This window comes from Marinibactrum halimedae (assembly GCF_021234875.1).
GTDB classification, from domain to species: Bacteria; Pseudomonadota; Gammaproteobacteria; order Pseudomonadales; family Cellvibrionaceae; genus Marinibactrum; species Marinibactrum halimedae.
On the sequence record NZ_JAJQVM010000038.1, the window covers coordinates 28,673 to 42,542 of the forward strand.

Consider the following 13,870-nt stretch of genomic DNA (forward strand, 5'->3'; position numbering starts at 1 on the left):
TTTATTATCAAAAAAATTGGCAGTTTGAATAGGTGCCCCGAGTGGCACAGCGAAAGCTGGGTGGCATAGCGAAAGATCGTACAGCGAAAGATCGTACAGTGAAAAAAGAAAAGCCGTAAAAATTTAAGGACACAGAATCATGGCGATAGTGACATTTTTAAACAAGGTAAAAGGACTGGGTATCAAACTGTGGCTAGAAGATTCGCAACTTAAATTTAAAGCACCAAAAGGAGTTTGGAACGCTGAAATTCGCGATGAGCTACGGGCGAATAAATCGGCCGTGATCGCTTTTTTGAAAGAGGAAGACAAGCGCGCGACAGCAGAAGAATGGATGACGATTCAGTCGGTGGCACGCGTTGATGAAAACGGCAACATCATGACGGATTTTCCCCTCAGCTTTTCACAAGAAAGGCTTTGGTTTATTGATCAACTGGAAAGCAACAGCGTCAGTTATAACATCCCCATTGCCGTCAATATTGAAAGTACGGTGCATTCGCCCTTAAACGTCAGTCAGCTTGAGCACGCTTTTCACCTGATTATCGACCGTCACGAAAATTTAAGAACGATTTTCCCAAGTCACAAGGGCAAAGCCCGGCAGCGTATTCTGGATAAATTTGTTTTTATTTTGGAACAAGAAGATCTGAGCTTTCTAGATTCTGAACAGGAACGTCACGAGGAAGCGCAACGACGATGTGAGATCGAAGCCAAAAAGCCTTTTGATCTTGCTTGTGGGCCTCTCTTGAGGGCCAAGATTTTCAAACTCTCTGATCAACGTCATATTTTAATGCTGAATATGCATCACATCATCAGTGATGGTTGGTCCATGGGAGTGTTGGTCAAAGAATTCGCGATGATCATGGCAGCCCTCAATCAGGGACAGGAACCCTTGTTGCCTCCCCTGGACATTCAGTATCTGGATTACAGCCTCTGGCAAAGAAAGTGGCTGGGTGGTGAATCACGTAATCAACATGACAAGTCTGATCTGTCGACCAAGCACTCGACAGAAACGTCTCTATTGCAAAAACAACTGAATTACTGGCAGCAAAAGCTTGCGGGTGCGCCGGAAAACTTGAATTTGCCCACCGATTTTACGCGTCCTAGTACTCAGAGCTTTGAGGGGGGGCGGCATTATTTTCAACTGGATGCGCAGATTACAAAACGGTTGAAGCAGCTGGCAGAAAAACAAGACTGTACACTTTATATGGTGTTGCTGGCGGTGTTTAACGTATTACTGTATCGCTATAGCCATCAGGAAGACATCTGCATTGGCAGCCCGGTGGCTAACCGCCACTATGACGGGACAGAGCGTTTAATTGGCCTTTTTATCAACACTTTGGTGCTGCGTCATCGAGTCAAAGGGGAGGCGACATTCACCTCGCTGCTGAGTGATGTGAAAACCACCAGCTTAGAAGCGTTTGAAAACCAAGACACCCCTTTTGAGAAAATTGTGGACGTGGTGCAACCCAACCGCAATGCAGCTATTAGTCCGCTCTTTCAGGTCATGTTTATTTTGCAAAACACGCCGACGGAAGTGTTGGCGCCAGGAATGAGCGCCTACCCGCTTGATGTGGCGAACAGCAAATTTGATATTACGTTGGATTTAAAAGAATCCACTGAAGGGTTGAAGGGTTCATTTGAATACGGCAGGGCACTGTTTAAACCAGACACGATGGCCCGAATGGCAGATCACTTTCGCGCCATTTGTCAGGCAGTGGTCGACGACCCCGATGCCAAAGTGGGTGAGCTGAACTTTATTCGCACAGCGGAAACACAGCAATTATTGAATGATTTTAATGGGGAGCGTGTTGCCTATGCCAATAGCCAGGCTCAGTGCATACACCACTTTTTTACAGAACAAGTAAACCGTAACCCGGATAATATCGCTGTGATTGATCAGGATGAGCGCTTGAGTTATCGCGAGCTCTGCGAGCAAAGTCAGCGTCTGGCTTTGTACCTGCAATCCATGGATATTGGGCCAGATAGTCTGGTCGGCATCTGTATAAACCGGTCGCCGCAAATGCTGGTTGCCATGCTTGGAATTCTTCAGGCAGGTGGCGCTTATGTACCCTTGGACCCTGGCTATCCACAAGAGCGCCTGGAGCATATGCTCAATGACAGCCGTGTTTCTGTGGTGCTGACTGAAGCTGACTGTGAAGACAAACTGGCAGATTTTTTAGCCAAAGAGGTTGAGCTGGTTGTTGTCGATGTGCAGTGGCAAGACATTTGTGCTCAAGTCGATACGCTTCGTTCTCGCAACATTAGATTGAAAGAAGAGGTCACACCAGAGCATTTGAGCTACGTCATTTATACCTCCGGCTCTACCGGCAAAGCCAAAGGCGTCGCCATTGAACACCGCAATGCTGTTGCCCTTATCAATTGGGCACAAGACGTCTATCACCCGCAACAATTGAGCGGGGTTCTTGCCGCCACTTCGATCAGTTTTGATCTGTCGGTGTATGAAATTTTCCTCACCCTGGCAGTGGGGGGCAAAGTGATTTTGGCGCCCAATATCATGGCCTTGCCAGAGGTCGCGAGGCCGCAAGAAATCACTTTGATTAATACTGTACCTTCTGCCATCGAAGAGTTGATCGACCTTAAGGCGGTACCCGACTCTGTCACCACCATTAACTTGGCAGGTGAGCCGCTGTCTACTCGATTGGTCACTAAGCTCTATGAGCAGACGAGTGTGGAGAAAGTCTACGATCTGTACGGCCCTTCAGAAGATACCACCTACTCTACCTATACGTTGCGACACGCCAATGGCGTACAAACCATTGGTAAGCCGATCACAAATACCCAGGCGTATGTACTCGATTCTTTTAACAATCCGGTTCCCTCGGGGGTGCCCGGCGAACTGTATCTGGCCGGAGATGGCGTGGCGAGAGGTTACTTGTATCGCCCGGAACTAAGCGCCGAGAAGTTCTTGCCGAATCCGTTTATCGATGGTTCCCGCATGTATAAAACCGGTGACTTAGTGCGTTGGCGGGAAGATGGCAACCTGGAATATCTGGGCCGTATCGATACTCAGGTGAAAATCCGAGGTTTCCGTATCGAAATCGGTGAAATCGAAGCGCGTCTCAATGAACATCAGGCCCTGAAAGACAGTGTTGTGGTCGCACAAGGGCAAGCGACTAATAAGCGACTAGTCGCTTATTATGTGGCAGTCGACAGCACGGGCGACGATCTGATGGACTTGGCGGCGGACGAACTCAGAAGACACTTACAGCAAGGTCTGCCCGATTACATGCTACCTGTGGCGTTTGTGAGTGTGCGAGAGATTCCGCTGATGCCCAATGGCAAAGTGAATCGGCTGTTGCTTTCCAGTTTGGACGTGGAGGTGACCTCTGAACAGGCGTACTTTGCGCCCCGCAGTAACGTTGAAAAACAGTTGGTGGCCATCTGGTCTGAGGTCTTGGGTTTAGCGCCAGAGAACATTGGCATTCAGGATAATTTCTTCGAACTGGGTGGAGATTCCATTAAAACCATTCAGATCGTGGCCAAAGCCATTGACCAAGGCATTCATTTTACGACTCGCGACATGTTCAACCATCAGAACATTCAGGCGCTCTTGCAAAACTGCGACACTGACCAGTCGAAAGAGACTATTCACGAGAGCGGTATGCTGGAAGGGGAGGTTGCGCTAAGTCCTATCCAGCAACACTTTTTTGAACATCACCATACGAGCCGTCACCACTACAACCAATCCGTATTACTGAATCTGACAGTGAAACTGTCAGAGCAAAATGTGACAGACATCGTCACAGTATTGATGAAGCAGCACGATGCACTGAGGCTGAGATTCAGTCAAACAGCGCACGGTTGGCAGCAGGAATATCTCGGGGCGAAGCACATCACAAGTAGGATGGGGATGACTTATGTCGATCTCCAAGGCGCCAATACCGATGCTGTCACTCGTGTGTGTAATGAACTGCAAGCGAGTCTCGATCTGGATAAAGGCCCATTGATACGTTGGGCTTATTTTAAAGGGGCTCAAAACGACCATATCCGTGATCAAACCTCTGGCGATCAGCTGTCCATTATGGTCCATCATCTGGTTATCGATGGCGTTTCATGGCGTATTTTGCTTGAAGATTTGAATCAGCTGATCGATCAGCAGCGCAATAGCCAACCTCTAGCACTGACACAAAAGCGCAGCTCATACCGCAATTGGGTAGACTCACTTGCCACCTGGCAAGACAGTGAAAAGGGTCGGCAGGACTTGGCATGGTGGCGACTACAGGCTGACAAACTGCAAACCGGTCATGACCTTGCTGTGACGAAACCACTGCTTGCGAAAGGTTATCGTCAAGAAGACATGGCTCAACATAATGTGCGCCTGTCACGGGAAGCCACAGAAAAACTGCTGAAGCATTGTCATCAAGCCTATGGCACTCATATCAATGACTTGCTAATGAGCGCCGTGATGCTGGGCTATTTCCAGAGCACGGGAAGTCTACACTTAACGATTGATATGGAGGGCCATGGCCGTGAGCAAATCCAGCCAACCATCGATATCACACGAACTCTGGGCTGGTTTACGAGCCTTTATCCGGTAAGTTTGTCATTGTCTGACCCTGAAGATGTGGGGCAGTGCATCAAAGACGTCAAAGCGGCATTGCACGCTGTTCCCAACAAAGGGGTTGGCTTTCCGATTTTCCGTTATATGAACCAAGATGACGTTCTGCGGGCACTGCCGGAAGCTCAGGTAGTGTTTAATTTTCTTGGAGACTTTCAGGCAAAGGCACCAGACTCTCGTGATCGTTATTTCACCTTTTCTGAAAATACCTGCGGAAACAACAGCGCTGGCAATCGTGAAGTAGCAAAACGGGTGACCATTAATGGAATGGTGGTCTTCAATCAGTTGTCTTTTGATTTCAGTTATCCTCAACACTGGCAAGGTGAAGCGATCTGTTCCTGGCAAGACCATTTTGTCATTGCCCTGGAGTCACTGATTAACCATTGTTGCAATGCACCAAGGCTGGGTTATACCCCCGACGATTTCCCGCTATTAAAAATCTCAACGGCCCAACTCGACGACATCATTCCTGTGTTGGAAAATCAACGACACATTACGCTCGATAACATTCAGGATATCTATCCGTTAACGCCGTTGCAGTCTGGCATCCTGTTTGAAACGCTCCTTGCCGACACGGACGATAATAAAGGGATGTATATCACTCAGTCTGCCATCGGTTTTCACGGTCAGGCTGAGCGGAGTGCGCTGCAACAGGCATGGCAGCGGGTAGTGAATCATTATGATGCGCTGCGGATGCAGGTGATAGCCGATGAGAGGATGATCAATGCCGCCGGTATGCAGGTGATTCAAAAGCAGTGTGATGCCAAGATCGATTTTTTAGACTGGAGTGACAAGTCAGATGCCGAATTAAAAGATGCCTGTATCGCCCAAATGGCAAAAAATAAGCGGGCAGGCATCCGTTATACAACAGGCCCGCTGATGCGAATGAGCCTGCTGCAAGGTAAGGCCTCAAGCTATTTGCTCTTTGAACAGCACCACATCATGCTAGATGGTTGGTCCCAAAATATCGTGCTGTCTAATCTATTTAATCTCTATCAGGCCTTAGTGAAAGGGCAAGACTACAACCTGCCAGCCACTGCACCTTACCGTGCTTATGTGCAACTTTTACTGAATCGAGATCAGCAAGCGGAGGCTGAATATTGGCAACAATACCTGAGCGCTCATGAAGAGGTGACACCGCTGCCTTTTGCACGCCTTGCCGATTATGACCGAGAGGCCATGTCTCTGAACTCCGGGCCAAAAGAAGCCTTCGAAAGCGCCAGACTAAGCCTGTCAAAAGACACGACCCAACAGCTTGAGCAATTGGTAAAAAAGCATCGATTGACCATGAATACGGTGTTGCAATTTGTTTGGGGCGTAGTGCTGCATCTGCATAGCGGTAACCCATCGATCACCTTTGGCAGTGTCAGCTCAGGCCGCAATGGTCTTTTGGATGTCAAACACAACGATCAGATGGTGGGCTTATGCATTAACACTACGCCTACCTGCATTCAATTTGATGCTCTGCAAACACTGTTGGCACAACTCACCAGTATGCAGGCCCGAGAGTCAGAAAAACTGGGCTACGAAATCACGCCTTTGGTGGAGATTCAGGAATCCTTGTCTGCAATCGGTGAAAACGACATCAATACGAATCAGGATTTCTTTCAGACCCTGTTTGTTTACGAAAATTATCCTATCGAGAAGATATCCGAGACCAGTAACCTGCTCAAAGATTTTATTGGGAATGAAGCACCGAACTATCCGTTAGCGTTGACGGCCTTTGCCCAAGAGACGTTGGAGATGACCTTCACTTGGGATGCTGGCTACTACAGTGAAGCGTCCATTTCTAACCTAATGGCGCAGTTTGAGCGGATCACACTGCAATTGTTGGAAAAACCGGATGCTCTGATAAAAGATTTGAGTCTTCTGCCCGAAGATGACAAACAGCGCATACTCACCGAATTCAATCAGACGTCACTGGATTACGACCAGAGCAGGTGCATTCACCACCTACTGGCTCAGCAGGTAGAGCAGTATCCCGATAAAACCGCTGTGATCTATCAGGGTACACCGTTGAGCTATCAGCAGCTGTTCGACAAGAGCCGAACCCTGGCCTTGTACCTGCAAAATGCTAATATCCGTCCCGACACTTTGGTAGGCGTCTGTATGGACAGAAGTGCGGACATGGTGATAGCAATGCTTGGGATTATGCAGTCGGGCGGTGCTTACGTGCCCATGAACCCTGACTATCCGGTGGACCGACTTAACTACATGATGGAGGACAGTCAGGCCCCCATCGTGCTGACCCAGGAAAAATATAGATCCAGAATCAGTGACGTAATCGTGCAGAACACTCGGTTAATCACCATCGATGACGATTGGGCGGAAGTCAGCCGGGTTGTGGGTGAATTAACCTCCAGTCAAGTGAGCCTTCGGGAGGAAGTGACGGCCAAGAATCTGGCTTATGTGATTTATACGTCTGGCTCTACGGGCAAGCCGAAAGGCGTCATGATCGAACATCGGAATTTGCACGCTCTCTGTGCTTGGCACCAAAAAGCGTTCAGGGTAGATATCCACAGTAGAGCTACTCAGGTGGCGAATATGGCCTTTGACGCGTCGGTATGGGAAATGTGGCCCTACCTTCTGAGTGCCGCGACTCTGTGTGTGGTGGACGATGAAACCTACACTGATATTGCCTCTCTACACCAGTTTCTCACCGATCACCAAATCAGCCATAGTTTCTTGCCAACGCCAATGGCGCAACAGCTCATGCAGCGAGAGGTATCAGGCCTGACTCACTTGCAGTATCTGCTAATTGGTGGTGATAAGTTGTCAAAATATGAAGCAAAGAGCTATCCCTTCACTCTCGTCAACAACTATGGGCCGACAGAGTCAACGGTCGTAGCCACTTCCACCACCATTGAAGGCAGCTTTACCGTTCAGAATATCGGTGCCCCAATCAGCAATACCCAAGTCTATATCCTTGATCAGTACAACAATCCTGTGCCGGTTGGCGTGCCGGGCGAACTGCGCATCGCCGGATGCGGTCTTGCGCGAGGTTACCTAAATCGCCCTGAATTGACTCAGGAAAAATTTGTCGCGAATCCATACAGTGATACTCATAGGCGCCTGTATAAAAGTGGTGACTTGGCTTGCTGGTTGCCCAACGGGCAAATTGAATATTTAGGCCGTATCGACAACCAGGTGAAAATCCGCAGTTATCGCATTGAGGTTGGTGAAATTGAATCCCGTTTCACTCAGCACAATCGTGTTCAAGATGGTGCTGTGATTGTCCAAGAGGTGAATGGCAATAAGCAGCTGGTTGCGTTCTATGTGGCCCATGGCAGCCATGAGCAAGGCCTGGTGGAGATCCCTCGGGAAGAATTTAAAGCTTGGCTGCGGCAGACCCTACCACACTATATGATACCAACCGCCTTTGTGGGCCTCGCTGCGATGCCATTAACCCCCAATGGCAAGGTAAATCGTCAAGCCCTAGCGCTTATGCAGGCTAACCACAGTTTGGAACAGGATTATGTGGCGCCTCGCAGTGCGATTGAAAAACAGTTAGCGAATATTTGGGGAGAAATTTTAAGCGTAGAGGCCAGTCAGATTGGTCTTCACGATAACTTTTTCGAGCTAGGTGGTGATTCCATCAAGATCATCCAGGTTGTGGCCAAGGCCACTGCCCAGGGTATTCATTTTGATGTGCGGGACATGTTCAATCACCAAAGTATTTATGCGCTACTGAGCCACTGTGATGTCAGCAAATCCAGAGAAATCATCAAAGAGCAGGGCATTCTGGCAGGTCATGTACCGCTAAGCCCGGTGCAACGGTATTTCTTTGACCACTGCCAAACCGATCTGCATCATTTTAATCAGTCGGTATTGCTGAATTTGCAATCAGAGCTGTCTTTTAGTGACCTTGTTGCCATCATCCAAACTCTGATGACGCAGCACGATGCGCTTAGGCTGCGTTATCAACATATAGAGGGTAAGTGGCAGCAATATTATGATGCCGATATCCCTGCAGAAGCCGAGTCGTTGGGTATTCATACCTACAACATTGACCATCTAGAGATACAGAAAATTCCGGGTTATGTAGAAGACGTTTGTAATCATTGGCAGACCAGTTTGGACCTTGAAAATGGCCCTATCATGCGTTGCCTTTATTTTGATGGGCAGAGCCGTCACCCGAATCAGTTAGCGATCATTATTCATCACTTGGCCATTGATGGCGTGTCATGGCGCATACTGCTGGAAGATCTAAACCAGTTGATTGATCAGCAATTAGCGAAGCAACCGTTGCAGCTTGTCGCGAAAAGAAGTTCTTATCGTAACTGGGTAGAAGACCTCAGCCATTATCAGGAAACCGAGCAAGGACAAGCCGATTTAAGTTGGTGGAATGATTTTGCTGAAAAGGCCCAGAATATCGAAAACGTCTTCGACGATAAGACGTTTTATCAGCATGAAATGCAGCAGCACGAAGTCGTGTTGTCTAAAGCCGATACACAAAAACTGATGAAGCATTGTCATGAGGCCTACGGTACCACTATCAACGATTTGCTGATTGCCGCCTTGATGCTGAGTTACTGCCAGTCGACAGGACATCAGGAAATGTTGCTTCACATGGAAGGCCACGGTCGTGAACTGTTGCATCCAAGTATTGATATCACCAAAACCCTGGGTTGGTTTACCAGTCTTTATCCCGTTCACCTTACGCTATCTAACCCACGGGATATGGGTCAAAGCATCAAAGACATCAAGACGACTCTGCACTCTATCCCCAATAAAGGTGTGGGTTTCTCTATTTTCAAATACGTAAATCAGTCTGAGATCATCCGTAAGGTGCCACAAGCTCAAGTGGTGTTTAATTTTCTTGGAGATTTTCAGTCTAGTGACCGTGGCGAAAAGACGCATCACTTTCGTTTGAGTGATAACTCAACGGGGACCAGCAGCTCAAAACAAAGAGAAGCCTTTCGGGCGATTACCATCAATGGTGCTGTCGTTTTTGACCAGTTGAGCTTCAGCTTCAGCTATCCGCAAGCTTGGCAAAGAGAGAAAGTCAATCTCTGGCCTGATCATTTTATTGCCGCGTTGAAATCCCTGGTGGAGCACTGCTGCGAAACCTCTCGTCTGGGCTTCACGCCAGATGATTTCCCGCTATTGAACGCCTCACTCCCCCAGTTAGACAGCATTATTCCTGCACTGCATCAAACGCGGAATATTGAGCTTGATAATATTCAGGATATCTTCCCACTTACTCCCTTGCAGTCGGGAATGCTGTTCGAAACTTTGTATTCCCAAACTGACAGCAACAACGGCATGTACCTGACACAGTCTGCTATTGGTTTTCAGGGGCAGGCGGACATCAATGTTTTGCAACAAGCGTGGCAGCAAGTGGTGAATCACTATGATGCGTTGCGCATGCAGGTGATCACTGACAACAGCGCAGGCATCAATGAAGGCTTGCAGGTGATACTTAAAAAGCTTGAGGTCAATATCAAGCTTGTTGATTGGAAAGAGAAAAACGACGAAGCCTTAAAAGCCGCTTGCGACATTTGGATGCAGGAAAGTAAGCGTTCCGGAATCAATTTTGAGCAAGGCCCCTTGCTACGCATGACGTTATTTCAGGGGCAGAATTGCTGTTATTTATTGTTTGAACAACATCATATTGTATTGGATGGATGGTCTCAGAGCATTGTGCTTTCAAACTTGTTTAAGCTTTATCAATCATTGTTAAACAGTAAGCAAAAGATCCATTCACTGCCAGCAACGGCGCCATACAGTGCCTATTTGAAGGTGCTAACGGACACTTGCAAACAGGAAGAAACTGCTTTCTGGCAGGACTATTTAAGCCAGTATGACGTGAAAACACCGCTGCCGATGGCGAGTTTAACCGAATACAACAATGAGCTAGCCGCCAGAGAGGCATTTCATGAAACAACGTTAACGCTATCAGCAGAGGTTTCAGTCAAACTGGAAACGATGCTGAAAGCCCATCGTATTACCATGAATACTGCACTGCAGTGTATTTGGGGGCTGTTATTACACCTGCATAGCGGCAATAAAACCGTCATGTTTGGTAGTGTCAGTTCTGGGCGTTCTGGGCTGCAGGGTGTGCAAAATGGCGATCAGATGGTGGGGTTGTGCATCAATACCACACCCACCTGCATGACGTTTGACGGTCAGCGGAACCTGCTGGAACAACTCAAACAGATGCAAAGCAGAGAGTCTCAGAAGTTGCATTTCGAAACCACTTCTTTGACCCGTATACAAGCAATGCTGGATAACAGCAACAATGACGCTTTTTTTCAAACTCTGTTTGTCTATGAAAACTATCCCGTAGAGAAAATCTCCGATAATAACCGTTTGATTGTGGACTTTATGGGCGATGAAGCCCCCAATTACCCACTTTCTCTGCGGGCCATTTCTGAAGGCAGTATTGCTCTAACTTGCACGTGGGATGGCTACTTTTATACCGAAAAACACATCAGCGTCCTGATGGGACAATTTGAACGGCTTCTGCAACAGCTTACCGTTCAGCCAGAGTGCCCAATACAAGATTTCCGCTTGATTACCGCTGCTGAAAAACAGCTCACTCTGACCCAATACAATCAAACGCAATACAACCAGACACATCTAGACTACCCCAGAAACCAATGCCTTCATGAATGGTTCGAGGAGCAGGTCAACGCCACACCCGATGCCATTGCCGTGGCCGCGCAAGGCGAGTCTCTCAGCTTCCAACAACTCTATGAGCGCAGCCAGCGCCTAGCCCTATACCTTCAATCCGTCGGGGTTAAGCCGGATACCTTGGTGGGGCTGTGTGTGGAACGGTCGCTGGACATGATGGTGGGTATCCTCGGGATATTGCAAGCGGGAGGGGCCTATGTGCCGCTGGATCCGAGCTACCCGGAAGATCGACTTGCCTACATGCTGGAAGACAGCCAAGCGTGCCTGGTTATCACCCAAGCGCGCTATCAGAGCAAGCTCAGCGCACTGGCACAGGCGGACCGGCCATTACTGGTGCTGGATACCCAACAGGCAGACATTGATGCCTGTGCGGACTTATCACTCACACGAGCGGTCAGAGCCCCTCATCTTGCGTATGTGATTTATACCTCAGGCTCCACCGGCAAGCCCAAAGGCGTCATGGTGGAACACCGAAGCATCGTGAACCACATGCAGTGGATCATTCACCAGCTCGCCCTGGGCGTGGGTAAGTCTGTGTTACAAAAAACCGCTTTTAACTTCGACGCGGCGCAGTGGGAGTTGATGGCGTTGCTGGGTGGCAGCACCGTGGTGATGGCCGCCCCAGGTATCGAAAAAGACCCACAACAATTACACGATGCCATCGTGACGCATCAGATCACGACGTTGCAATGTGTACCGGTGCTCTTAAACGCCCTATTGGAGCAGACGGAATTGCACCAGTGTGACAGCCTTGAAGCGATTCTGTGCGGTGGTGAACTACTGGAGCAACGGTTGGTGGAGCGTTGCCAGCAGGCGTTACCGGCTGCCAGCCTTTACAACTTGTATGGCCCGACCGAATGCACGATTGACGCCACCTTTTACGATTGCAGCGCTCAACCTGCCGCCACAAGTTCGGCAGGGGCGATCACACCCATCGGTATTCCGGTGAACAATACCCAGGTCTATGTGCTGGACCCGTACCAAAATCCGCAACCCATTGGCGTCCCAGGTGAACTGCATATTGCTGGTGATTGTCTGGCCAGAGGGTATTTGGGTCGTCCTGAGCTTACCGAAGAGCGATTTATCGATAACCCCTTTAACCCTGGGACTCGCTTGTACAAAACCGGGGACCTCGTGCGGTGGCTTGAGGATGGCAACCTGGAATGTCTTGGGCGAATGGACACACAGGTGAAGATTCGTGGATACCGCATAGAAACGGGTGAGATAGAAGCGCGGTTGAACGAACACTCGGCACTCAGCAACGCCGTGGTGGTGGCACAGGGTGAGGCAAGTGATCAGCGTTTGATTGCGTTTTACGTTACCGTCGATGATGCAGAGCAACCGACGATTGAGTCGTTAAGAACGCATCTGCTACAGACCTTACCGGATTATATGGTGCCGGCTGTCTTCCAATGGCTAGAGGCGATACCACTGACCCCCAATGGCAAGGTGAATCGTCGGCTGCTAGAGGCTAGGGACGTCAGCATAGTGTCGGATAGTGAATACATAGGGCCCAGCAGTGAATTTGAGCAGCAACTGGTAGACATATTGGCAAACGTACTGCAACGGGAACCAAACACTATCGGTATGAACGATAACTTCTTTGAGCTCGGCGGTCACTCTTTGTTAGCCACACAGGTTATCTCAAAAATTCGCAGTCAGTTAGAAATAGAATTTCCCATGAAGGCTTTTTTCAGCGTGAAAACATTGGCTGACGTCGCTGACATTGCTCAAGTTATCATCGCCCAACACACACAGGAACCCTCGGAGTCAGTATTGGCGGATGAAGACTTTGAGGAGTTATCACTATGAGTATTTTCACTCTGATTAACCATTTAACTACCAAAGGGATTGAGATCCGACAAGAAAAGGGGCAACTGAAATTAAAAGCCCCAAAAGGTGCATTAACGCCAGAATTGCGTGAGCAGTTAGTCACTAATAAAGCGGAAATCATTGGCTTTTTACAAGAGATTGATAAGACCGGCAAGCACACTGCCATTAAACCAGTGAGTCGGATTGACGCCGACGGACGAGAGATCAATACCTTCCCGCTCAGTTATGCCCAGGAGCGGTTATGGTTTATTGACCAGTTTGAACAAGGCCAAGCCGGATACAACATTCCAATGGCCGTGAGTCTCCACGGTAAACTGGATATTGCCCACCTTGAGCAGGCCTTTCAGCTCATCATTCACCGCCACGAAAACCTACGCACGATCTTTCCCAGCCAGAACGGGCAAGCCACGCAGGTTGTGGTAGCGCAGTTGAATTTTACTCTTGAATGCGTTGACCTAAGTGATTGTAGCGACGACATTCTCCGTCGAGAAGACGCTAAGCAGCGTTGCCAGGCTGAAGCGGCCACTCCCTTTGATTTAGCGTCTGGGCCACTTCTGCGCGGTAAAGTTATCCAGCTTTCAGATGAGGAACATGTGCTGATGCTTACCATGCACCACATTATCAGTGATGGCTGGTCAAGTGGTGTGATGATGAACGAGTTCAGCCAGATCATGCAGTGCCTGCAAGCAGGGCGTGAGCCGGCATTGGCGCCACTGCCCATTCAATACCTGGACTACAGTGTCTGGCAGCGCAAATTGTTGGATGAAGAGGGATTACTGAATAAGCAGTTGGCGTACTGGCAGAACAAGCTGGCCGGTGTGCCTG

The 13,870-nt window shown here is 48.8% G+C and carries 2 protein-coding genes; both read left to right on the top strand.

What is annotated here, in order from left to right:
* Positions 1–139 precede the first annotated feature (139 nt).
* Entirely contained in the window at positions 140–13,024 is a 12,885-nt protein-coding gene (locus LU351_RS17760) for a non-ribosomal peptide synthetase (protein WP_232595441.1), read from the top strand.
* Positions 13,021–13,870: condensation domain-containing protein (locus tag LU351_RS17765; RefSeq protein ID WP_232595442.1), on the top strand; the 850-nt coding region annotated here is incomplete at its 3' end. The genes LU351_RS17760 and LU351_RS17765, both read left to right, overlap by 4 nt.

Bases quoted from the DNA above. Each gene is read 5' to 3' on its own strand.
- LU351_RS17760 (WP_232595441.1), top strand. From the start codon at position 140: ATGGCGATAGTGACATTTTTAAACAAGGTAAAAGGACTGGGTATCAAA.